Below are 25,038 nucleotides of genomic sequence, written 5' to 3' on the forward strand. Positions count from 1 at the left end.
AAACCACCACAAATATTTCACACTGACTCAGGAGTAATATATTGTCTTCTTCTGCAAGAAATTTATTTAAGATTCTCTCTTCTTTCTTGATCCAGAAAAACCCTCATCATGAAGAAGTATGTGTTCATGAAGAAACAACAGCTGGTTTATGGGCCCCTCTCCCTGATTCGCATGTCGTGCTTTTCTTAGATTTCGATGGGGTTTGCCACAGGTGTAAAAATGAAACCTTTGAGCGAATGCCACTGTTAGAGAAATTGCTGGATAACTGCCCTGCCATGGTGATTGTTATCTCCAGCTCATGGCGTGAGTGCGCTAATACAAGTTATCTGAAATCTCTGTTCCGGGTGCCTTATAGAGACAAAATCATAGGTGCAACCGGTTCGGTATATTTAAAACACGGACAGACTGGTGTGCGGGCTGCCGAGTGTGAGGACTTTGTCTTTTCACATCGAGTTAAAGCATTTATCTGCCTTGATGACGACGAATCATTATTTCCGGCCGGTTATCCGCATTTGCACAAAACCGATTATTACACGGGCCTCACCGAATCTGACCTTGCAGCTCTTAACGCAAGGTACCATCAGCTCATGGGACGCTGATGAACAAAGTAACTTTCCTTTTACCCTGTCACTGCTGATCTCGTACGCCCATCCACTTTAGGATTGATTGTTTTATACCATACGCAATAATGTCTCATATGAATTCGACAAGAAAGGGACATTATGCTGCATCACTGTCAGGCTAAGTCACTGGATGACATATACCTTGAGGATATTCCCCACATCATACATCCGGCCACGGCGGTACATGACCTCGAAGATACCGCCCTGCCAAACCGGATTATTCAGGAATGGAATTTACCGCAGGGATATACACAGTTTGTCAGCCGGTATCACCAGTTCCACCATCAACGCCCCTGGCTCGCTTACCGCGATACGCTTGACGACATCAGATACGGTAAGATCGTTCTGCTTAGAAAAGACATAACCGGCAATGCCGGGCCGGGGGTTATATCAAATGGCAACCTACGCAATGACCTGCCCCTGTCCCTCTTTACCCGTCTGCGCGATATCATCTCTCGTCAGTTGAAACGCCCGGGGTATTACGTTCGATCAACGACACCAGCACAGCACGCCCAATCAACAAAAACCATTAATTCCAAAGCGGCTGGTCGTCTTCTCGCAGCTGGCGGGCTTTATAATGGAAATGTGGAGGGATTTCGACATACGGCTGAACAACTTGGCGGCGAAGCTGTTGAAGGCTATGACCAGGTATTGAACGAAACAACTTCAGGTATGCTGGTTGCAGCGGCTTCACTTCTGGTTATCCGAAATCCAAGGTCTGCGGATGAATTGACAAGTTATCTCGGCAAGTACAAAAAAGCACACGTTTTGCTCGATGATATGAATGTTAGCGAATTGAACTACATGCGCCGAGACAGAGCTGAATATTTAGCTCTCCGTGGACAATTCAACAATACTGTACGCCCTAACTTCCTTAAATCACTTTCAGACCACCCAGATGCCCTGGCTACGTTTGAACCTAACGATTTGATGAAACTTGCAACAGGCAAGGTCCCCTCTGGGTGGCAGGTTCACCACAAGATCCCTCTTGATGATGGTGGCACAAACGCTATAGACAACCTGGTACTTATTCAGAATTCACCATACCATTCAGCACTGTCGAAAGCACAATCCATCATTACGAAGGATCTACCGTATAATTCAAGCACCAAAGTTCTATGGCCATCGCCGAACGGTGTTATCTACCCGGTAGGAAAGTAAGAGGCGCTCATGAAAGATTTAACTCAACTACTCAGCAGCTTAAAGAGGTTGATGGTTGCAGATCACTACCCTTTAGCCAGCCCGGTAGCCCCGGAAGTCTTGAAAGACTTAATCTGCAATCCGCCTCCAGTGGAGTGGGCAGATCACAAAAAGAGCGCCTATATAGATATACAGAAACTCATTAAAACCAGGCTTGATTATGCCCAAGTGTTTAATGCTATGGATGGTTTTGAGTACAACGGACTTACGTTTTATAACCTTGTTCAGGCAGAGAACGAAAATCTATTGTGGTCAAATATTTACATACGCAACTTTGAAGCACGAGACAATGAAATCTACGTTGACCCAAATCTCACTGATAAGGTGTTAATCGGAGAAGATGGCATGTCACTTTTCGCTTATAGTTTTGCAGACGACTGCTTTCAGATAAGAGACAAAGCATCTACTGATTATGTTATTGAATCTCATACAGAGTTTGATAGATTTTTGTCTTCACTGATTCAAACCGTCAGTTGAATGTTCCGCAAGAGCGGTACTTCTGAAAAAAAGGCCGCAAACACATACTTTGCGGCCTTAATTGTTTAGCAGTAATTTACAATCTATTGATAGTCATTTCAGGAGGTTATATTCAACCTCCCTTATTTTTTATTTTCATTAAGCCACTGATCCGCTTTATCGACACGTGACTGGTAAGGCTCATTTGTGTTGCTCAGCTCTGACTTCATGTACTGAATGAATTCATCTGCTTTCTGAGGCCCAAAGCGTGGGTCATCCGTCAATTGCTGCCGGATAGCCCTTTCAGAGTTCTGCGCTGCATTCGCATAAGTCGAAACGCCGTCGCTGCTAATACTCTGATACCGGTCACTTACAGCTGCGACGCCATCAGACATCTGCATGTGATTAAGGACTTTACCCTGGAGAGAATCAGGCATATTTGCAGGGTTAGAGGCATCATTTGCTATCGATGTCTGGGTTTGAAGGATGCCCGCTCCCGTAAGCATCTCATTTACCGGTTTCGCCCCAACGCTGGTTAGCGTATCCGAAACAAATTGCTGGCCCCCGAGTAGCGCACCAGAAATCGCGCCCCGCTCAGTGTTGGCCTCTATCTTTTCCCCAACCAAGCGATCTGTGACGGTCTGAGTGCGGTTACCAACGAGACCACCGCCCGACCCACCTTCTCCCAGGTTTGCCCGTACGACTGACTCAAGTGAACCATCAGCTCTGTTATGAGTGTTGAAACTGCTATGGATGCTCTTAACGTCATTCATACTCCAGTTAACGTTATAGTTACCCAGTTCATTAAGGATCTTCTGGGTATCCGCTTTGAGCTGCTCTCTTTCGGCACCGGTAGCCATGGTGCTGGCACCATAGGTAAAGACAGCTTGCTGTGCCAATTCAGCTCGCTTATCGTCCCGGCTTAAGTTCGGGTTGTTGGCAACACGACTAAAGTAGTTATCAGTGTTATTAGATAAGCCACGAACTTGCCCGCTCTGATACATACTGTTCAAAGCAGTGGCTCGTTGATCCATTCCATCACCAACCACCCGACCTCCAACCTTTTCCAGATCGTTAAATGTGCCTTCTGCATTTCTGACATCCTGACCCGAATTGACGACTTTCTCTACACCCTGATTATTCAGTACAGGTCCATTCTTTTCGAGAGAATTAAGCACATTCCTTTCTTCATCAGAATAAGTGCGGCCCACGTTGTTGTTATGTATTCCCTGAATATCGCCTTTGCCCGCGTTATCAAGGTTATACGGAGTAAAGCCAGCTTCACTTTTTCCAGGGACATGCTGTGTCGCGTCCTGAGCGTTGGAGGAAAGACCGAGTTTAGCCTGCGAATCTACACTTCCACCCAGTTCCCCTACGCGTGACGCACTCATCACGCCAGACGTATTTACGCTGTCAGGAGTTCTATCCTGTGCCTGAGTGATAGTATTAATTCCTGACCCGTCACCTGAAATTCTGTCGAGCTGATTGGTGATAGGTAGCAGCTGCTGTGCATTACCACCGAAGTCGGAAACCAGACTTTTAAGCAGGCTGGAGGTTTCACGGAGATCCTGTTTATTACTTTCGGCCGTCTCTCCCCGGGCGGTATCAATCGCAATTTTTTGCTCACTGAAATCTCGGGTTGCAGCCACAAGCGCGTCAGTACGTTGAAGCTGCGATCCAAGCTGATTACTGGCCTTGAAGGTATCGTTATAGGAGTTGAATTTCTCCATAAACGCATTCTCATCCAGCCCATTCTTACGAGCAAAATTCCTTACATCATCATCACTGAAGTTTTTGTTGCGAATAGAATCGGAGAACCTGTCCAGGTTAATGCTTTGTTTAGAATCAAGGCTCATTCCACTATTGGAGCTTGCGTTAGTCGAAACCGATGTAGAAATATTTTGCGCCATCGTCTGTGTCGCCTGGTTCATTTTCGACGATGCTTCTTTAAACGCATTAGTATTGGATATCTGATCGCTGCTTACCTGAGACGCCGCTTTACTGAACTGGTCAGTTAACGCAGAATCCTGGCTAAGCTGATTCGTGATTGCTTTTGAAAGGTCATTTGAAAGCGAGTCACTGCCTGTATTGGTCTTAGATGCACCGCTACTCAATTGCCCTGCTACAGCCGCTTTCAGCCCGGCTCCATTGCCAGTTCCAACACCTCCATTAAGCCCAGCGTTGAGAATAACATTTGAAGCAATGCTGGCCATCTGAGACGCACTCACCCCATGTTTCGTTGCAATACCTTCTGCTACAGAGGCACCAATCTTATCCGAGATCTGCTTCATTGTTTGCAGGTTGGTTGAGAACTGCTGGCTCGACTGTCCTGACCTTCCAATTTCGCTCATCTGACTGTAACCAGCCTGGAATGAATTACTTGCCGCACTCATAACTGATGAGGTTACAGCTGATCCTTGTCCCTGGCTGTTAGCGATACTTGAACCAGCATTCCACATTCCAAGACGGAAATTACTTGAATCAACTGCGCCGCCATCGCTGTATCCCTGACCGGTACTGGTTAAGGCGGTTCGTGTCACGTCACCAAATGAAGATTTACCGCTGTTAGGGCCATCCCATACTTTGGGCGTTACATGACCAGTATCCACCGGCGCATCGGGGGTCACTCCCTTAACCGCATTCATCATCGGGTGAATCGACTGTGTCATCAGGAATAATGTGAGTACCGGAATCAGAGCATAGAGGGCGGAAGCAACAGACAGGTATGAACTGTATGTTTCCGCAAGCCCTGGGAGTCCCATCCACGTGACGGCATTATTCTGGCTGTTGAGGGTGCTCCAGGTATCCAAGTCGGCCGTCGCGACTTTCTTCACATACGCGTTGACCATTACTGCCGTAAGCGGCCACATATTCACGAAGAGGATAAGTTGCAAATATTTCGCCGCAGCGGCAACACCATTACCACCTAACGCCAGCAGCATAAGCAAAGCAAATGGAGCAACCATATAAGCAAACATTTCAAGGAATGCGATTGCTGCTCCCGACAGTTGTAACCACAACTGGCCCTGTGAAGCCATTGTGTTGGTTCGCTTCAGAGAAGCCTCAAACAACTGCATATCGGAAGCCAGACCGAGTGGGGTCTTATATTTGCTTGCGCCATTTCTGAGCTCATTCATAATGAACAGGTTCAGGGTGGCGTCATACGAACCAATAGCCTTACCGTACATACCATTTGCTGACGCCATAACATCAGTAAAGCTTGCGCCGGTAGGTGCACCATTTGCTTCGTCTGGAGTAAGGATGCCGTTTGTCTGTCCTATAAGGGAAATAGTCTGGCGAGCTTCAGCTGTACTGGTAACCTGTTTCACAGTTGACCAGACCTCATCACACGTACCAGATTTTGAACCGTTAGCGCCAACAATACTGGCAGAGGCATTCTTCAGTGCGCCTTTCATCGCCTGATTAATCCGGTCCATGCTATCTGCCAGATTAGCTGAGAAAATATCGTTAAAAATAGTTTCTTTACCGGCAATATTTGCGCTTGAGTTTTGGGTAGCCTTCAGGCAGTTGTATGCAAGAGACTGAACGGTAGCACATACGTTCATTGGCCCTAGCCCGCTGGCCGGTTCAGGAAATGCGGAACAGTAGCCCTGGCTATCGCCGCCCCATTGCAAAAACTTCACGAATCGGATCATCGGACCGAGGGTGATGTCATCGTCCAGAGTTGTTGCAGACAGGTCCACCGGAGAAAGCGGATCAAACGCTGTTTTATAATCCTTCAGCAAACCCTGGCTTAAGTTAGTGGTGACGGTTGCCATCGCAGCAATAAAAATTGGAATTCCGTCGACGTTTCTGACCTCTCCCGACTTTACAGATTCAATAGTTACATCCACTCGAACCATTGCCATCATGAAAAGGATCAACCCCAAAAACCAGGAGAAAAACGGTAATTCATTTTTGGTCGGAGCCTGAAGCCATAGCCACGTTTTATAGAATAGGCTCACACCTGCTACAACGGCGGCCGTGGTCAGGAACTCTTTTACACCAGTATATTGAGAAAAGATCAGGGCAATACCGGTAAAAGCCGACCAGACAAAATCAATATCACCCAGGGTATATATGTTGTAATCCATGTCAGACCTCAGTTACGTGTGCCACGAATACTTTCAGTGAAAGCCTTCCGTTGCAGGCGACGGTTATCCCAGGTTGAAATGACGTCCGAGCTGGTACCGACCTGGCTGTGCGATAGCTCATAGGCGGCTTTAACCTGTTTTGAGAGATTGTCTGTTAATCGGTTGAGATCATCCCTTTTACCCGACAGCGACTCACTCGGTATGCTCATGGTTGAAATTTTGGCCTCAACCTGGCGCAACATGTTGATTACGAGGCTCGTCGCAGCAATAGTGCTGATGTCCTGAATGTATGCGTACCCTTCCGGTGCTTCGAATGTTTGCAAAGAGTCGATAATGGTCGGGATGCCGATATAGGAGATAATGCGTAATTCATCATCTGAAACACGAACGTCGTTGATGATTTTTTTCTGTACGTTTAAAAGAAGATCAGAAATGGTATCCTTCAATCCCTTAAAACCACCGTCATTAACTTCTGACATGACAAGGCACTGAGCCTTTCGTGGGGATGATGGATCTGGTGCCGGAGAACACTTGAGCATTTTAATTGATCCGCCAGCTGGTGGCCCCATGATGTAATCCGTGACAGTCATGGTAGACGGGCGGACTTCCATTCCCGCTTTTTCGCCTTTGCTATCCCAGTTGATAATGACAGTACCTACGAGAGACATAAGTTGTTCTGCCAGTTTATAACCGGATAACTCCGTTACCCCTCCGATGTTCATCGTTCCCTTATCAATATCCATGAACGACATATAGAAGAGGTTACCACTGAATTTTTCAGCGAACTCTTCGGGATCCTTTGCTTTAACCTGAGAAGTGACAGCTTCAGGTGACTTTGTCATCGATGAGCCAAAATCAGGAATAAGACCATTAATCGATCCCAGAATTGAGGCTGGTCCAGAGCTAACTGAGTTAGCGAACTGGCTTGGCGTACCCACGTTTTCAGAAAGGAAAGAGTAAGTTGCATTGCATGAATCTTTCGCAAATTTATTTAGCGCTTGCAGTTTGTTTTGGATGTCATTAATCGTTGCAGCACAGTCAGCACAAATAGCTGAAACAGCAACGTTAAAAGCATAGATAGCCGCACCCTGGGCAATACCACGGGCCACCTGCACAAGCTGGTCCCCGTTGATCATGCTGAAGGACCCAAGAAAAACGTCAATACCGTTACAACCGACAGAAGCTTTTGGAAACGACATGGAAACAAGGTTGGTATTAACGTTTGTTGTTCGGTAAGACATTGACCCGCCAACTATGCCTGTACGGGTTGCTGTGGAAAAGGTGGCCGGGCTGGTAGACGTCATCATGCCATTGAAAATGTTACGCATTGCGTTGTCTGCATTTGCAGTCGGGGCTAAAATTGCAGCACAAACAGAAAGAGACAAAAGTAACTTTTTGAAGTTGAAAACGGCATTACTGCGCATAAGTGCCTCCAAAACTGCCGCCAGCATTGAGATAATTGACCGGATCGGCCGTAGGCATGTCATAGCCTTCGAGTTTTTGGTCCATTATTTTTTGAAGTAGGAATGGGTCTGATTCCATTTCGGATTTATTAACGGTAATAACGCCATCATCGCCGATGGTATATTGCCTTTTAATATCTAGAGTTGACTGGAACGAAGCGTCATCGATCAGATTCATGCCCTTCGCGGCAAGTATAATAGTGTTCTTTAATTCATCAGCGGAGATCATGCCTTCACTAATGCGCTGAGCTGATGTCCCATCCTTTGAAACCAGGAAAATTGTAGGTACCTCTCGAATTTTAAATTGATCAATAATTTGTGCGTTGGGGATGTTAAAATCCTGAAAAAGGCCATTATGCAATGGCCTTCCATCCATACTGATTGGAAGAATATCTACCGAATAATAGTTCTGCATAAATTGAAGTATTTGGCTTTCTTCGTGGCAAAACTGGCAAGTACTCTGGAAAAAGAAAAATAAACCTGACTTAGTAAAGATATCTTTCATTACCGTTTGCTGATTTTTTTCAACAACAGTGCGGTGAGCATCCAGTGCCACCTTTTCCACTGGTTGCCTGCGTTTTTCAGACATCATCGGGTTTTTAAGAAAATAATCTTTTGATTTGTCAGAAAAACGCGTACTGATATCCAGCATTAACCTTTGCGCCGTGTAATAACGTGATAGATTTTCTGCGGTAGGGTTATCCATTGCCTGCGTTAACAGTCGAGGCATATTCTCTTTTAGCCATTTTGAATTTAAATCTACCATTTCCTCTTTTGAAGGCGAGCTAGCAGCACCGGTTGGTGGCAAAACCTCTTCTTCTTCAGCTTCGCTTTTTTTAGCAGGATCGTCATACCAGAAGAAACCCTTCTTATAAGCCTGGCCAGATACAAAGGGCGTATCTTTTATTAGGGGTTGCTCAGGGCTGGCGTGGGCACCAGTAATTACCAAAGACATAAGCAAAACCATCTTTGAAGGCGCTAATGCAATACGAGTCATAGACCGTTCTCCTTTTCTGATGCGGTTATGATGGCATACAAAAAAAAGGTTAGAGCTCGTATAGCATGGTCGTTTTTATGTTGAAAAGGACGGAAAAGGAGTGCTGACTAAGAAGATAGTCTCGGTGATGGAAAGATCATCCATCTTGCACGTTGTCAAAAATCCGGTGTAACAAAAACATGGTTTTATCGAATATCTAAAAGCAAATATTGCTTTGAAAACAGGTGTATTTAGAGCTGAAAAAAATCATCACAAGTAATGCTGTTTCTATATTTCAAAAAAGGAATAGCTAAGGATCAAAGAAGCGAACTTAGACAAGAATATAAAATATATTAATTGAAAGCGATTAAGAAGTCGTCATGCATAGAAGGTTTTGAGAACCTAAGTAGTTTTACGTTTTCAACAGAAAAAAAGGTGCACATTTTTGGAACGAAGAAAAACTGAATAAAGAAAAATCAAATTATATCTTTACTTGTCAAGAGTTGATATTTAAGTTGTAACTAATATTTGATTGTAAAGCAAACAACAGAATTTGACTTAAGTCAATATTTAGATTCAGACAAGGCAAGTTTCGCGATATCTTTTTTAAATTTAATCTAATTCTTCTTGAGAATACCTCTCTATGGCTGAAGCAGTTGAAGATAATCTGCAACGTGGACAATGAGCATCATTTGTCACTGGCACAATGTATGGGCGTTTACATTTTTCGCAGGCACCTAGTTCTTCAATTTCTTTCATAGAAGTAAGGATTTCTATTATTTTATTAACTTCCGGTGCGCATACAAAGTATCCCAGATTATGAAGGACACTCATTATTCGGTTGAAGTCAATTTGCCGAAAACTCGCTTCCGGATTTATTGGATCAAAACCAAAATAGTTAACTGCGACATCAATAACAGCAGAAAAGGCTCGGCGGTTATCTGTGCGTTTGCTCCAGCCCCGGATACCTTTTTTGAGTTTTGTTTTTGCACCAGGCTCAAAATCGATATTTTCAGCAACATGATTACCGTACAAAATTCGTATTGTATTTTTATTTGCCCCAAGCGACATAGTTCTTGCTGCTCGCAATAGAGCATTAGCTTTTGTTTGATCGACCTTTGCCATATCAATAATCCTTTAACATAACTTTATTTGTTAAAGTGTTGAACACATCCTGACGGTGACTGGTGAACATAGTGTCATAACGTAATAGTTCCATCAAATCATCACTAACTTTTCCTAACCGGATGTCAGCAGACAATTCATAAGCCCAGGCAAAAACTTTCGTTTTAAGTGAAACACTCTCTTCAATATGCCCTTGTGAGAAAGCAATTGTACGTGGGAAAAGAACGACATCGTTAATTGTTTTTAACGATGAATAACCAATGTCTTTAATAGCATCAGCTGTAGTTGGTTTTAAACCAAAGAAAATACTTACAAACTCTGGTGCGAGCATTGAGATAAAGAACACCTGCATAAAGTAGTCATTCTGTATATCAACACATTTAGAACGCAACTCATGAATCTTCTTGGGATTATAGATATCCACTGTACCATTCAGAAAAGTCACTTTTTCACCGGCATCGTAAATACCATAGTCAATATCATTTGTATCATATTCACGAATTACATTGGAATCACCGTCCAAGACCGCAGAAAAAAACCTCTCCCATGTAATTTCCTTTCCGAGTGTACGCGGAACCAAAAAACTACCTGGACGTGTTTCCACTTCAAAAGCTAAATCAGCGGCTGTACTAAATCCTTTCCCAAATAGGCGACGCTGGAGAAGAGGAGTCCCAGTTTGATATGCAGAAGATCCATGCACAGGCAATAACATTAAAAATGCACGGTAACTACGAATAAGCGAAATCTCAGTGCGGAAAAGTTTACCGAGTAAGCTACGAGTTAAATTATCAGATTCTGACATGTGCTGATTGTCCTTGCGCCATTACAATTGTTCAAATCTTCAACATGGATTTTTTGTTAGGTGTTCGGTAGGGTGAAAAGTAACTTTTAGTATTTTCTTAAGGCTTGAATAAGCCTTAAATCTATCCCTTCAACCACACCGCTTACTTGTAACACTTTTTAACCAAACTAACCAGAATTTTATCAAAAATTCCTGCGCATGCTAACGAAATGTGAAGCGATTAAAAAAAAACCTAAATCCAGCCCCTCCCAACGTTGGATTAGAATAACGACGTCTTTCACTGACCGTCATAAACTGACATTTTTACTTTTCATCAACCTCATGCTTACATAGGATCACTAAACAAAGAAAAGTGACCCTATGAATGCCTCACATAGGGTCACTTATGTTTGAAAAGTGACCCTATGTAATGTCGTCATAGGGTCACTTTTTATAAAAGTGTCACTATGGACAAAGTTCCATAGGGTCATTTTTTTTGGAAAAGTGGCACTAGATATATGTATAACTTTAATAGAGCAATGCACATTATCAAAAGCAATAATCCACAATGGTCATTCTGTCAAAAGTAACTTTAGGGGGTAGCGATGGAAGTGAGGCTAAACTCGCTGTTACTGTTTCTGAAGGCCCCTCCCGAATGGGGGAAACAGCGAGTGCATTACATCTGTTCAATTCCCTCATCAAAGAGCATTCAAAAATCTTCTGTTCGTGAAAAAAAACGGAAATTTCCTCCGGTATAATAATTTCACATCAGGAGGCGTCATGAGTAATTCAAATCTTATAAGTTCTATAGAGCTAACACGTAAAAATTTACGTGCTCAGATTGAAGGTTTGCGTGTTGAGGCTGAAGATCTCATTACAAAATACTGGATCAAGTGGAAGGAACGAAACCACCAAGAGATTAACCTTACCCGACATAGCAAAGTTCCAAAGAGGGAGTACCTGGGTTCTTACGCACCAAAAGTTGAGCTAATTGGTAATGCCAGAAAAGTAACGATCACTTGGCATCAGTTCAGCCCTTATAAAACAAGAGCGCCTAGCCACATGTCAAAACGGGTGCAACCAATGAAAAGTGGAAAATATTCTAAGAACTGTTTTGTAAACCATGCCAGCTGGGAATACGAAATGATTTCTGAAACGGAAGCATTGCTGGAGCCTTACAGAGAAATGCTTGAGCTCTATCATTCAGCATATATCGAACTTGGACGAAAAATCCGTCAATACTCAAAAACTAAGGTGGCACAATGAACGACGCAATTATCACGGACAATGAGCGTATTAACATTGAACCAAAAGATGTAATGGTAAAAGGTTCAAATAAAAAGCAAGGCGTAAACGCTCAAACTTCTACTCAACGTAGACCAGAGCACCAGGGTATGGCCAAAGTTATTATTAACCCCGGCACCCCAGACTTTAACCGGTTTTTAACTGCCAGAAATGGAGCAGTCATCAGAGGTTTTGATGATGTGAGTATCGCTATTTCCTCTCTCTTTAAAACGGTTGATGCAGTTAAACATCCTGACCTTGTTCAGGCTATTCAGGATTGGTTCAACGAGCTGCATGAAGAAAACAATAAGATGAAAGAAAATCTTGTTGCTTATATTAAGTCAATTGAGTTCGACAAGAATGACTCATTCATGTCATCAACTCAGTTTGTACCTTTCAGTTTTGAACCAGTACAACTCAACTTCAATAACCACAACACCATGAGGTTTTACAAGTACATCTTCGAGATGAACCAGCTCATGAACACAATGTATGAGTACAACTCATTGGGTTTACTGGCTGTAAGCGACTATCCGGTTATGTCTCACAACATTATAAAGAGTATTAATTTATATGTTGAGAATGTGAAAAAGACTCTGAATGTTTCTCGCCGTAAGGATGGGCCATACAGTCCAGCAGAGTTCATCACCAAAGTAATGCAATATAAAAGTGTGCAGGCATACATTGCAGCCGAACTGTCAGGCAAACGTCGATAAGGTATGATGATGAATTTCAGGGCGCTGTATTTATGTATTAAACGGATTTTGGGGATATTCTCATCTCAGGAGAATGATGCAACCTCTGTAATGATTGAGGATATATCAAGCCTCTCTCCTTTTGCGCAGATTCTAGGAGATCAGAAGTACACTGTTCCTGATCATCCAAATCCAGAAGTCCTGAAATTCATCGAGTATCCAACTCGTCCGACGGGCATACAGACATTTAATGAACAGTCAATCCTGTCTCTGTATCGGGAAAAGCTGCACTCAATTTCAATGATGTTAGCTATCAGCGATAGCGACATCAGGGACGATGCATATACATTTACTAATTTAGTTTTAAAGCCCTTGGTTGAATATGTTCGCTGGATACATCTTTTGCCAGCTTCCGAAAATCATCATCATAATGGTATTGGTGGGTTACTTTCTCACAGCCTGGAAGTGGCCATACTCTCTTTAAAAAATGCGCATCACTCAGAACTGAGACCAATCGGATATCAAGATGAAGAAGTAGTCCGTAGAAAAGTATATCTCTATGCTGCGTTTATCTGTGGTTTAGTCCATGATGCCGGAAAGGTTTACGATCTCGACATTGTAAGCCTGAATTTAGCTAGTCCGATCATTTGGACGCCAAGCTCACAAAGTCTTCTTGACTGGGCACGTGAAAATGACGTGGTTGAATACGAAATCCACTGGCGAAAGCGTATTCATAATCAACATAATATCTGGTCCAGCGTTTTCCTTGAGCGAATCCTAAACCCGGTATGTCTTGCATTTTTGGATCGGGTAAATAAAGAACGTGTTTATTCAAAAATGATCACCGCCCTAAACGTTTATACTGATGGGAATGACTTTTTGTCTAAATGCGTGAGGACCGCTGATTTCTATTCTACTGGTACAGACCTTAATGTTTTACGTGACCCTATCATGGGTCTGCGTTCTAATGATGCAGCAGCAAGGGCCATTAGTACCATCAAGCACAACTTTACCAGTATCAATATCAACAATTACAATGCTAAGCCTATGCACATCATTATCGTAAATGGTGAGGTATACCTTAACGAGAACGCATTCCTTGATTTTGTTCTCAATGATTTCGAATTACATAAATATAACTTCCCTCAGGGAGAGGCTGGTAAGACCGTATTGGTAGAATCCCTAGTTCAACGTGGTTACGTCGAGCCCTATGATGATGAGCGTGTCGTTCACTACTTCATTCCGGGTATCTATTCGGAAAACGAAATATCAAACATCTTTAGAAATGGGATAGGGAAACTAGAATTCTATAACCTTCTTAAGCTAAGGTGGATTGGTTTAATCTTTGATTCCTATAAAATCCCTGACTCAGTGCCGGGTCTTTTTAGCGTTAATGCCAATAAAGACTTTATTTACATTGACGAGCAAAAAACAGTTACTGAATACAGAAGACCAGTGCCCGGTCGGGACGTTATAACTAAAATTACTGATACTGTTGAGACGGCTGTTCTTAAGGTTAATGATTTAGGCCGCTCCTCTGCCTCTATTGATGTTGATATACATTCTAAGAAAAATGAAGGCTCATCCGACGATTTTGAGAAGAAAGCCGAAAGTGATAATGAAATTGATAATGACACGCAGATAGTTAAATCTGAGGGTGAGGAAGCAGCTGATCCTGTCATTCCTGATATAGAAGAAAGTGAAGATGAATCGGCAAAGGACACGGAATCCCATGTCCTGGTCAACCAACTTCATGAACTCCTTTTAAGCGCTCCACTTTCCAATGACTATATAGTGTGTGTTGATGCTGTCCCCTACCTCAACATAGATACCACTATGGCATTGCTGCCGGGATTAGATGAAAAAGCATTCAGTGAAGAGCCCTATTTCCAACTGACATTCAGAGAAGGCTCTCTCGATGGAATGTGGATAGTAAGGGACATTGACGATCTGCGTTTAGTCCAGCTCGGCGATAACTGCGCCGGGTTCCAGCTCACCTATCATGAGCCAAGAAGGCCAACAACTTTAAAGTCACTTTTCAATACTTCTATGTATCAGGCATTAGTGATTAATGATGAGTCTTCTGTTGAAAACTCTGCCCCACGTCCAAAGCAAACGCTTGAGCTGCCTCCCCCACGTGTAAATGCAGTCGAAGAACATTCTGGCGACGTGGAATATCATGGAACCGATAGTGCATCCGCGACTGGTCCGCTGAAAACTGAGGCTGTGGAATATGAACATTATCAACATCTTTTTGAGAAAGAAGATGAAGAGCATGAGATCATTGATTATACCGATTTCTCACAGCTTAGTGTTTCTCGGCCAGAAGTCGGTAGTTGTGCAACAAGCTCTTCGGTCCATAATGAAAAGCTTCTCTCCGAGCCGTCAGAATTACCAGAACTTAACCGAGAACAGAACGCTGATCCCCAGGGTACGAATGAACGCTCTATGGATGTTTCTGTAGGACAAGAAAACTCAGAACCAGATACTGAGGGTAACTGCCCACCACCAGCTGAAGTTGTGTATTCCCAGACCGAAGCAGCCGCAACCAGTGTGATGGCAAGTGAAGAGCCCGCCTTACCTCCTGTACTTGAAGAATCAAATGGAGAGCATGCGCCCACAGACGCTAAGGGGCATCATCTTTCGCCAGCACTGGCCAGACTGTTCGCCCCAACAGCACCGGTAGAAAAACAAAATCCCAAGCGCAACCGGAATAAATCATCGGACAAAGCAGAAGTACAAAAACCAGCATCACCTGTTTCTGGTCACAATCTGAACAGTAAAGTCTTTGCATCTACTGAATCAGACCAAAATGGTGAATTCTCGCTTATAAGCGAAGGTGACGTTACAGAGCTTGAATTTGTAGAAATTGCGTTAGTACTGCATCAAATTCTGTCCAAAATGGAGGTGGCGTTTAAAAGAAAGCGCAAAAACAGATTTATGGTAAGTACTCCTAATACTCTCTATCTGACCCAATCTTGCGTGGAAAAATTTGGGTCGCAGTTAGAGGCTCAAGATCTTTTCAATAAGCTTCCTCAGTACCTCGTTAATTCTGGTGCTGTGATCAATACAAAATGCCATGCATTTAACATGCCTACTTTGCTGGCCGCATCAGACCGGGCGAAAGTGGACATTGAACGAATTATCAATAACCTGAAAGAGGCTGGGAACCTATAATGTCAGATTCGAAGAGGACTAACCTCCATGCACAAGAGAATTTTTATCGGCCTATTCTTGAGTATCGTAGTGCCTCAATACTTTTGATTTGTTCGGTTTCTATGCTTTATATGGGACTTTCTTCAGACGGACTGGACATCGCCCCAATAGTTCTGTTCACCTCAATATTGCTTTTTTTGCTATGCCTTTATCGTTGCAAAACAGCAGCGCCATTTTTGATGGCTCATTGGCGTGTATTCAAGCGACATTTCATGTTCGTTAGTCTTGATTCACTGCGTGTAATTAACAAAAGTAACTTTTTCTCCAATGAGCGAAAGTATCGTCAACTGGTTCAGGATTATCAAAATAAAAATAAGGATATACCCGAGCGAAAGTCCTATTTTTGTGATGGGTTTGAGTGGGGTCCGGAACATGCGGATCGGGCATATCAAATAGCTAACCTCTCCAGTGATAAACGTGAGATCGAGTTGCCATTCGTCTTCAACCCAATTAAGAGACATTTTGACGCAATGGCTCGTAAGATGGGCGGCAGCAATGCAATTTTTGCTGTGGAACGTAGGGAACCCATATTTGTAACTGAAGACAATTGGTTTGGTCATACTCTGATAACCGGAAACGTGGGTACCGGGAAAACGGTGCTACAGCGTTTACTAAGCATTAGCATGCTTCATCTTGGTCATGTTGTTGTTGTCATAGATCCAAAGAACGATGCAGAGTGGCGAGAATCTCTAATGGAAGAGGCTAAGACCCTCGGTCTTCCTTTCTATAAATTTCATCCTGGCCAGCCAGCATCTTCGGTCTGTATTGATGTCTGCAACACCTATACTAATGTTTCTGACCTAACATCTCGTCTTTTGAGCTTGGTGACAGTTCCCGGTGAGGTTAACCCATTCGTTCAGTATGCCAAGGCTCTCGTTTCCAATGTGATTTCCGGGCTTTCTTACATAGAGAAAAAGCCTTCTATTTATCTGATTCACAAGAACATGAAAAGCCACATGTCTATTGTGAATCTTACAGTCAAGGTAATGGAGTCATGTTACGCGAGATATTATGGTTACGATGTCTGGACCGAAAAAGTTAAGTACGTCGCTAACGATACCTTGCCGGTACGTTTCAAGCGTCTCGCTGAATGGTTTACGGCTCATTTCATGAATTACGAGGGGTCCGAACAAATAGACTGGTTAGATACTGTTTCCCAGCTTATTGATTACTCAATGTCCGACCCAGAGCATATGGCTAAAATGACCGCAGGTATTATGCCTGTTTTCGATATGCTCATTGAAAAACCTTTAAATGAGCTTTTATCTCCTAACCCGAACTCAGTATCATCAAGAGAAATTGTAACAAGCGAAGGGATGTTCAGCACTGGCGGGGTGCTATACATTTCGCTTGATGGCCTTTCAAACCCCGATACAGCAGCTGCTATTTCTCAATTAATAATGTCAGATCTGACCTCCTGTGCCGGTAGTCGCTACAACGCTCAAGATGGTGATATGTCAGCTAATTCCAGGATAAGTATTTTTGTTGATGAGGCACACTCAGCCATTAACAACCCTATGATTAACCTTCTGGCGCAGGGTCGTGCAGCGAAAATTGCACTGTTTATTTGCACCCAAACCATCTCCGACTTTATTGCTGCGGCAAGTGTTGAAACTGCCAATCGAATTACGGGGCTCTGCAACAATTATATAAGCTTGCGAGTCAACGATACTCCTACTCAGACGCTTGTTGTAGAGAACTTTGGTAAGAGTGCGATAAGCACAAATATGGTCACTTATACGACCGGTTCAGAAACATCTTTGCCGCATAATAACTTCTCAGGTTCAATCTCAGAAAGAAAGCAGACAACTTTAGAAGAGAGTATTCCAAAGGATCTCTTGGGTCAGGTCCCTATGTTTCACATAGTTGCCAGGCTTCAAGATGGCAGGAAGGTTGTAGGCCAAATCCCTATTGCTGTTGCTGAGAAACAAATGAAGCCAAACACAACTCTGTCGGAAATGCTTTTCAAGAAGGCCGGAAAAGTTACTTTGCGTCAAAATCTCGATATCAAAAATCTTAATAAATTTCTAAGGAAGTTGCATTGATGGATGAAAAAATTGTCCTGACGCGCCAGCAAATTTTAAGCTCTGCACTAAAAGTCAGCAAATGTCGCTCGCTCGTAAAAAGGCGCTTTCAGTCTTTGGGTTTAAAGTACGCAGATTCTCAGGAAGTTCGAGATCGGCTAACTATGATAGAAAAAAACGCGTTTCATCATTTGGGAAAATTTTGTCAGAGCAACGATATCGATTCCCTATTCTCCATGGCAAATACCCTGTCTGAGCTTTTCCTTTTAAAGGGAGAGTTGATCACGACTGATCCCTTTGGGGACCGTGAAACCAGCTACTGGTCGGTACCACAAGGATCATGCCATGAATGGATTCAATCACTGACCACCAGCGAAGGTCCTGAACGTAAATTCGTTAGTTTCCGTATTTCTTTCGATAACAATGACGTACGGTGTGATCTTGTAAAAAAGAATGCCCGTATGCTTGGTTGTTATCTTTTGCCTTATTTCGTCGATTTAACACGCACGGTGGGCGCATTCATTAATTTGCCAGGTAGTGTCTCTTTTAAACAAGTACAGCGCATCAAACCCCAGATTCATCCAGAAACAACACATAGTCATATAGTTACTATTGAGGACTCTCCCTTTCTTTCTCGGTTAAAATTTAAAATCATTACTGCCATAGATCAGCTTCCTGACCCTAATGGCCTTTATACAAACACCTTTAACAGCATTATTGACCGTGCACTGCTGACTCATCTCAAAACCGAACAGGAAAAAATAGATAGTCCAAGAGTCTGCAAAAATGTGATTTCGGCTTTTGCCGACTCAACTCTTTCTCTGCCGGTGTTTAACATCGGCCTAAACGAGCAGTACAGATACTGGACGCCGTGGGGCATCAACTTTATAGAATTTTCCCGCCAGGCCGCAAAAGCAAGGACCGCTGTATTTGTTCCTGATGTGGGACAGATCGAGTGGAAAAGCGCAGAGCATAAAGAACTGGCGGAGTTAAGCCTCATCGACCAAATCATACCTAAACAGTACCACTGGCTCCTGGGTATCCCGACGATGTGGCGTAACAACTATTGCAATCACGATCAGAGGCTAGCTCTTTTTCGTGAATGGAGGGAAAGCAATGGCTGCGGATAATACAAGCAGGGCAGCAGTGCTCAGAACAATGCTTTTTTTTGGCATGGTCATTTATTTTGGTTACAGCTTGGCTTTCCAGAATACTGAGGAGCTCAAATATCAGATTACTCAGGAGGTTAATGCAAGCCGGTCCATCATATCAAATGACCGTTGGAAGTCTGTCATTGCAAATAGTGAAGCGACTTTAAATTGGTTGGTACATGACTATAAGTTAATTGACTATCTGAATACTATTCTGATCCCTGACACCAAAAAACCAGCCAGAGGTATTAACATTGTTGCTGAAAAATTTACCTCTATTAATTACACTATGGCCAAAAACATACCCCTCTTACTTTATCGGTCCATTTTCCGGTGGAACTTAATCCTGGGGTGGCTAATCGTTTTTCTGCCCTATCTATTTGCCATGCTAGCAGATGGAATGTACCAGTGGAAATTGAAGAGGTACGTATTTGGTAAGGTTACAGTTCAGTTTTATCGTATTTGGTTTCGAGCATTTTGGGTGATCAGTGCTTTAACGATGGTCTACCTGGTCATGCCAAATATGTCACTATTTAACAATATCGCTCAACTTTTCCCACCAGTCGCTTTATTGATACTGGGAATTGCATTGAATCGCTTGTGGTCTAACTTTCAAAAACTCATGTAAAGGTGGTCAGATGTTAAGCAGTAAAAAAAGGAAGTCCCCTACAAATATCAAAGAATCGCTCAATGATAACGCTGACCGTTTTTATAAGATGTTTCGCATTCATACCACGGCAAAAGTTGCTATGTCGCTAATTGCCATGACCGCTGTAGGGTTTTCTTTCTACAATCTTTACGAACAATGGCAGGACGCTGAAGGGAAGAAAGACCATATAGCTGTAATACGGATTTCTGGCGAGATGGGTACCGGCTCGGAAACGGGCGATGGAACAGTGATCGCAACAGCTCTTGCCAAAGCTTACAATAATCCCCATGCCAAAGCAGTTATTATCGAGGCAGAGTCAGGTGGTGGTGGTCCCTCTGACGCCATCATTATTTACCGCCAGATAAACGCGCTTAAAAACCACCAGCCACAGATTGAACGCGTATCAGATGCCGGTGGCTCTCTTTCATCTGTAGCCGCTGACAAGAGTAACAAAACCGGGAGCACAGAACGTGGCGATGAAGCACGGTCGAAGCAAAACTCCCTCGAAGTACTCTCCAGCGGTACCGGTCGTTTTTTCTCTGATATCGCAGACTCATATAAACCAATCATCGTTAGTGTGAAAGGCATATGCGCATCCGCATGCTATTACGCGGTATCGCCCGCTGATGCAATTTATGCCGACAGTAATGCCCTGATCGGTTCTATCGGTGTGCGTATGGACCACTGGAATCTGTCAGAGATCATGAGCACAGTAGGCGTCAAGAATGAGCCCCTTACGGCCGGTGAGTTCAAAGATGCTCTTGACCCCTTCCACCCATTGTCCGATTCAACGAGGGAGTTCATGCAGAAGGAGATCCTGAACACGATGCATGAAAAATTTATAACTGATGTTGAACTTGGACGGGGTAAAAAGCTTCTCTCGCGTCATGATGCCGATGCTGTTTCTCTCTATTCAGGCCGTGTATGGCCAACACCTCAGGCAGTTAAGTACGGCCTGGTGGATGGAGATCTTACGTCAGTAGAGATCCGTACACGTCTTTCAAAAATGTACTCCACTGACACGTTCAAAAACTACAATGAGCCTCATCGTAATCTCCGTTCTGCACTCGGCATGCTGATGAGCCTGTCTTCAAATATTGAGAGCCTTACCGGTACCACTACCCGCTTAGTAGAATCTGTTAATGCCACCAGCTACCCCTCTGTGAGGTAACATGGATGCTTTCAATCTGCTGTGGAGCATTACGGGGGTAGCTTTCATTATCCTTATTTTCGTCGTGTTGCTGTGTCTGTTGGGATTTATGACCTCTGCCATAGCGGAACGGCGGACTGCAAAGGCAATTGAATCTGGGCTTCCTGAAGAAGCTCAGGGGCTACTTAGTGATCTCACCTTTCAGTTGTCGGCTCATAGCACTACGCAGGTTGATCACATTCTCGTAGCCCCACATGGTATATACGTCATAGAGCAGAAAAACTACGTAGGCAAGCTCTACGGTACTCTGGAGGAAAGCCACTGGCGGAAATGGACTCAGTCCCGAACCCTCAAGTTGCAGAACCCGTTTAAGCAAAACCAGGGGCACATCAGGGCTATTCAGTCTGCTCTTAAGGCTAGAGAACTGGAATGTATCAATGTCGTCATCATAAACGGACGTTGTAAGTTTGATGGCATCAAGCCGGAATGGTTATGTATGGGGATGGACGATTTTATCCATAAAGTCAAACAACGACGAGGGCTACGGTTGTTCACACCGGAGTCTGTTCAGCACATCTGTTCGGTGTTGAAGTCAACAAGGAAGTCGCCAGGGCTCTATACGGACCTTACTCATATTCATAACATAACGACAAAGTACAAAGCCCCGATGAAATTCGAGCAACGAGTAACATACATTCTGCTCAACTTTATCCATTATCTGTGGGCAAGTCTGTTCACTAAGCAGAAGCCTTAGCGCTCTATCATTGGTAAGGCTGTAAAATGTCTGCAAAAGGCCCCATCGGTAAATTGTTGGGGCTTTTTCTTTGCGTAGTTCTGATACGGTTTATCCTGTGGAGCATTATGGCCACCAGCCAGCTGGTGACTGGCCAACGCTTTGTATGACGTAGCCTACTCAGGGCAGGCTATTTTAGAGGGACCGATTTTTATCCGGGCTAATTTAGAAAGAGATAATTTGAACTTAGGCGGGCTGACCACCAGCAGAGAGGTAAATCACTAGCCGGTGATATTGACAGAAGTCGTCAGGGGTTTAACGCCGGAATATTTTGCCAGGCCTCCTGCAAGGTCTGCAAGACTTCTACAAGTGATAGTGACGGCCACAGGACTGTTTCCGTCATTATCACTCCAGGTGGCTCGCACTCTACTGGTACCAGAATTAAAACAACACGAGTTCCTTTTACCTGGTAGGCAAGGTTTACTGCCGGTTGGCGGTAGGAGGCCAGTACACCCTCACCATATTGAGCAGGGTTACTTGCCCAGTTCCGCACCATTGCATACACCTGAGGCATATACCGACTATCCAGATCCCCTTTGGGCCGTCTGAACGGCACGATTTCTTCTGAGCGGTAGGTGGTCGTTGTTGTATTGGTTGTCATCTTTGTCACCTCCCCTGTTCGTCCATTTAGAGTTTTAAGCTGCTTTACACATCACACTCAACTGATTATTTAAGCTGGTCATCGTCTCTGGCCAGCATAGCCCAACCATTCGCCTGGTTTTCGCGGGAGTAAGGATTCATTTCAAAATAACTATCTACCGCGTCGCTGTCCGCAACAGAACTGTTGTTAGCTCTCTTTGAACCCTGAACCACTACAGCATCAACCTCTGCGGCTTTCCCGTTGCGCTGTACCAGGATTTTAACCGTATTGGGCTTACGTCTTGCGAGCAGTTTGTTGGCGATAAAAAGCACAACAATCCAGGCCAAAAGCACGTATAAAAATGTATTCATAATGCCCTCCTTTGTATGTGATTATTATACCTGCTTCCATTGCAGGTGATGCTGCCAACTTACTGATTTAGTGTATGATGGTGTTTTTGAGGTGCTCCAGTGGCTTCTGTTTCTATCAGCTGTCCCTCCTGTTCAGCTACTGACGGGGTGGTGCGTAACGGCAAAAGCACTGCCGGACATCAGCGCTATCTCTGCTCTCACTGCCGTAAAACATGGCAACTGCAGTTCACTTACACCGCTTCTCAACCCGGTACGCACCAGAAAATCATTGATATGGCCATGAATGGCGTTGGATGCCGGGCAACCGCCCGCATTATGGGCGTTGGCCTCAACACGATTTTCCGCCATTTAAAAAACTCAGGCCGCAGTCGGTAACCTCGCGCATACAGCCGGGCAGTGACGTCATCGTCTGCGCGGAAATGGACGAACAGTGGGGATACGTCGGGGCTAAATCGCGCCAGCGCTGGCTGTTTTACGCGTATGACAGGCTCCGGAAGACGGTTGTTGCGCACGTATTCGGTGAACGCACGATGGCGACGCTGGGGCGTCTTATGAGCCTGCTGTCACCCTTTGACGTGGTGATATGGATGACGGATGGCTGGCCGCTGTATGAATCCCGCCTGAAGGGAAAGCTGCACGTAATCAGCAAGCGATATACGCAGCGAATTGAGCGGCATAACCTGAATCTGAGGCAGCACCTGGCACGGCTGGGACGGAAGTCGCTGTCGTTCTCAAAATCGGTGGAGCTGCATGACAAAGTCATCGGGCATTATCTGAACATAAAACACTATCAATAAGTTGGAGTCATTACCTTCATTGCCCTGTTTCCCCTTGTCCTGAAAAAGTTACCGACCCGTCCGGATGGAGGGGTCGGTCAGAAAATCATGCCTGTCCCTTATTCATCTTCTCAGCATGCTTACGCAGGTACTCTTTCAGGTCAGCATGAGCATTGATGATATCGTTCATTTCATCATTGGTCAGAACAAGCGTGTAAGTATCAGTGCTGACAGATTCACCTTCTTTAAGCTTGGCTTCTTCAGCAATACGTTCAAAAATCGGGATCGCGGTGTCGGCAATGACGGTCACGGTCTTTTTGTTCAGAACGCTGGACATGGATGGTGCTTTACCTGCCGGGTTCTGTTTAGGAGCGCTGTCCTTTGGAGCCGGAGCTGGTTCCTGTACCGGTGGCGTAACCAGCGTCTCTGTATTGCTTTCATCATTCAGTTGATCCGGTACCGGGGTGTTAACGGTAGCATTACCTGCCGGTTGCTCATCACCGGAGTTTTCCGGAGTCTGCGGATCTGCCATGCGCTCTTCTACCTTGGCAGCTTTGACGAATTTCAGCGTGTTTTTCGTCGCTTTACCATAGATGGAGATCGCCTTGTTGATGTTATCTACCGCATCCTCACCGCTGTACATATACTCGTCCAGCGCAACGTACATGCTCACCTGATCGCTCACAAGCATGGTCTGTAGTTCAGAAGGCAGGTCCAGTACGCGAACCATCTGGCGAAGATGCTGCTCTGATTTACCACGTTTTTTTGCCAGTTCCGCAAAGGTCTTAGGCTCTTCTTTATCTTCAACAAGACGCTTAATTGAAAGCGCTTCAGCTACGACAGACAGCGCCAGGTTGGAGTTGCCGGTCAGGGTGAAGAGTTCTGCTTTTGAAGCGCTACCGCGAAACTCTTCGCAGCGAATACGAGTAATGCGTTCACGCCCTTCTGCTTCCAGCTGGCGGTTTGCAATAGCGATGGAACGGATACGGCAAGCCCCCTGACGCAGTACAGGTACGCCATTAACCATCTGAACAACGATAGGCGTCACGCTGAACGGGTCTTCCATGTAGGCATCGGCCAGGCTGTTCAGGTGTTCCACAACGTGAGGCATTGAATAGTAGAGCTCGCCCATACCGGCCGTGCGGGTGTTAAAGCCTTCCTGCTCTACAACAACCGAAGGGTCAATGATAAGGCCGTTACCTTTACGGGCACCGTTACCAGTGCGTTCCAGGTAACCACGAAGGCTGATTTCGTTGCTGTTGTTTTTTACTTCAGTTTCGATTGCGGACATTTTTGTTCTCTCTTTTGGTTGGTTGTTTAACTGCGCTACAACACAACAATACCAGGTTCGACATTTTTTCTAATAGGTTGCACAGAAGAAAAAGTAACTTTTCTTAAAAAAAATTCCTGAGACAATACTACTCGATCCGTCCGTTTTAAATCTTCACAACAGTGGGCCGTTTTTACGTTTAAGCAAAATAGCTGGTTCAGAAGGTGAGTCGGAGAGAAAAGTTACTTTTCCGGTTGTCTGGGCCAGTGATGAGAGAGTGGCAGGACAGGAATGGCTAAACCGGTGCGGGTCTCTTGTAAGTCGCAGGGGATTGAGGAGATATAGAGGTAAACCGGTACGT

At 44.4% G+C, this 25,038-nt stretch carries 20 protein-coding genes; 12 read left to right on the plus strand and 8 right to left on the minus strand.

The genetic code is table 11. The features are described 5' to 3' along the window. Positions 1-41 precede the first annotated feature (41 nt). The 3 genes from QEN31_RS24660 (at position 42) to QEN31_RS24670 (ending at position 2,300) form a co-directional block, all read left to right on the plus strand. Complete coding sequence (locus tag QEN31_RS24660; protein ID WP_001371950.1) at positions 42-599, plus strand: HAD domain-containing protein; 558 nt, start codon at positions 42-44, stop codon at positions 597-599. A 123-nt stretch (positions 600-722) separates the two neighbouring features. Next, on the plus strand, positions 723-1,784 hold the full coding sequence (locus tag QEN31_RS24665) for an HNH endonuclease signature motif containing protein (RefSeq protein ID WP_000902297.1): 1,062 nt from the start codon (positions 723-725) through the stop codon (positions 1,782-1,784). Positions 1,785-1,793: 9 nt separating this feature from the next. Continuing rightward, complete coding sequence (locus tag QEN31_RS24670) at positions 1,794-2,300, plus strand: YrhA family protein (RefSeq protein ID WP_000654195.1); 507 nt, start codon at positions 1,794-1,796, stop codon at positions 2,298-2,300. A 122-nt stretch (positions 2,301-2,422) separates the two neighbouring features. Here QEN31_RS24670 and QEN31_RS24675 read toward each other — a convergent pair whose 3' ends face one another. The 5 genes from QEN31_RS24675 to QEN31_RS24695 form a co-directional block, all read right to left on the minus strand. After that, positions 2,423-6,373, minus strand: a complete 3,951-nt coding sequence (locus QEN31_RS24675; protein WP_000386160.1) for a conjugal transfer protein TraG N-terminal domain-containing protein — start codon at positions 6,371-6,373, stop codon at positions 2,423-2,425. A gap of 8 nt (positions 6,374-6,381) precedes the next feature. Then, positions 6,382-7,797 (minus strand): IncHI-type conjugal transfer protein TrhH, encoded by a 1,416-nt coding sequence (trhH, locus tag QEN31_RS24680; protein ID WP_001257292.1) that lies wholly within the window; start codon positions 7,795-7,797, stop codon positions 6,382-6,384. Continuing rightward, a complete protein-coding gene (locus QEN31_RS24685) occupies positions 7,787-8,833 on the minus strand; it encodes a thioredoxin family protein (protein WP_000196727.1) in 1,047 nt (348 codons plus the stop codon). Before QEN31_RS24685 ends, trhH begins: the two co-directional genes overlap by 11 nt. Before the next feature lie 591 nt (positions 8,834-9,424). Further along, a complete protein-coding gene (locus tag QEN31_RS24690; protein ID WP_001140952.1) occupies positions 9,425-9,937 on the minus strand; it encodes a hypothetical protein in 513 nt (170 codons plus the stop codon). A 1-nt stretch (position 9,938) separates the two neighbouring features. Beyond that, the gene (locus tag QEN31_RS24695; protein ID WP_000004208.1) at positions 9,939-10,739 is read right to left on the minus strand and encodes a hypothetical protein; all 801 of its coding nucleotides are present in this window, start codon (positions 10,737-10,739) and stop codon (positions 9,939-9,941) included. A 759-nt stretch (positions 10,740-11,498) separates the two neighbouring features. On the opposite strand from QEN31_RS24695, the gene mobI reads away from it, so the two are divergent. The 8 genes from mobI to QEN31_RS24735 are packed head-to-tail and all read left to right on the plus strand — an operon-like array spanning position 11,499 to position 21,641. After that, positions 11,499-11,984, plus strand: a complete 486-nt coding sequence (gene mobI, locus QEN31_RS24700) for a conjugative transfer protein MobI(A/C) (protein WP_000071885.1) — start codon at positions 11,499-11,501, stop codon at positions 11,982-11,984. Further along, entirely contained in the window at positions 11,981-12,718 is a 738-nt protein-coding gene (locus QEN31_RS24705) for a hypothetical protein (RefSeq protein ID WP_000995978.1), read from the plus strand. The genes mobI and QEN31_RS24705 overlap by 4 nt, the downstream gene beginning before the upstream one ends. Positions 12,719-12,727: 9 nt before the next feature. Further along, positions 12,728-15,874, plus strand: a complete 3,147-nt coding sequence (gene mobH, locus QEN31_RS24710) for a MobH family relaxase (RefSeq protein ID WP_001011152.1) — start codon at positions 12,728-12,730, stop codon at positions 15,872-15,874. Further along, positions 15,874-17,958 (plus strand): conjugative transfer system coupling protein TraD, encoded by a 2,085-nt coding sequence (gene traD / locus QEN31_RS24715; RefSeq protein WP_001284073.1) that lies wholly within the window; start codon positions 15,874-15,876, stop codon positions 17,956-17,958. The genes mobH and traD overlap by 1 nt, the downstream gene beginning before the upstream one ends. Continuing rightward, the gene (locus QEN31_RS24720) at positions 17,958-19,067 is read left to right on the plus strand and encodes a hypothetical protein (protein WP_000343600.1); all 1,110 of its coding nucleotides are present in this window, start codon (positions 17,958-17,960) and stop codon (positions 19,065-19,067) included. Before traD ends, QEN31_RS24720 begins: the two co-directional genes overlap by 1 nt. Then, positions 19,054-19,716, plus strand: a complete 663-nt coding sequence (locus QEN31_RS24725) for a DUF4400 domain-containing protein (protein ID WP_327258405.1) — start codon at positions 19,054-19,056, stop codon at positions 19,714-19,716. Before QEN31_RS24720 ends, QEN31_RS24725 begins: the two co-directional genes overlap by 14 nt. Positions 19,717-19,726: 10 nt before the next feature. Continuing rightward, positions 19,727-20,908, plus strand: coding sequence for a S49 family peptidase (locus QEN31_RS24730; RefSeq protein WP_000952985.1), 1,182 nt, complete (start codon positions 19,727-19,729; stop codon positions 20,906-20,908). Between the two features lies 1 nt (position 20,909). Beyond that, a complete protein-coding gene (locus QEN31_RS24735) occupies positions 20,910-21,641 on the plus strand; it encodes a nuclease-related domain-containing protein (RefSeq protein ID WP_000338612.1) in 732 nt (243 codons plus the stop codon). Positions 21,642-21,927: 286 nt separating this feature from the next. Here QEN31_RS24735 and QEN31_RS24740 read toward each other — a convergent pair whose 3' ends face one another. Beyond that, positions 21,928-22,281, minus strand: coding sequence for a hypothetical protein (locus QEN31_RS24740; RefSeq protein ID WP_000210769.1), 354 nt, complete (start codon positions 22,279-22,281; stop codon positions 21,928-21,930). A gap of 65 nt (positions 22,282-22,346) precedes the next feature. After that, positions 22,347-22,631, minus strand: coding sequence for a hypothetical protein (locus tag QEN31_RS24745; RefSeq protein WP_001091367.1), 285 nt, complete (start codon positions 22,629-22,631; stop codon positions 22,347-22,349). Positions 22,632-22,730: 99 nt separating this feature from the next. On the opposite strand from QEN31_RS24745, the gene QEN31_RS24750 reads away from it, so the two are divergent. Then, a protein-coding gene (locus QEN31_RS24750) for an IS1-like element IS1B family transposase (protein WP_095033700.1) occupies positions 22,731-23,428 on the plus strand; the annotation gives its coding sequence in 2 pieces (ribosomal slippage) (positions 22,731-22,980 and positions 22,980-23,428; 699 coding nt in all). Between the two features lie 85 nt (positions 23,429-23,513). Here QEN31_RS24750 and QEN31_RS24755 read toward each other — a convergent pair. Next, positions 23,514-24,698 (minus strand): hypothetical protein, encoded by a 1,185-nt coding sequence (locus tag QEN31_RS24755; protein WP_001272971.1) that lies wholly within the window; start codon positions 24,696-24,698, stop codon positions 23,514-23,516. Positions 24,699-25,038 lie beyond the last annotated feature (340 nt).

This window comes from Salmonella sp. SA15303 (assembly GCF_029962125.1).
GTDB lineage: Bacteria > Pseudomonadota > Gammaproteobacteria > Enterobacterales > Enterobacteriaceae > Salmonella > Salmonella enterica.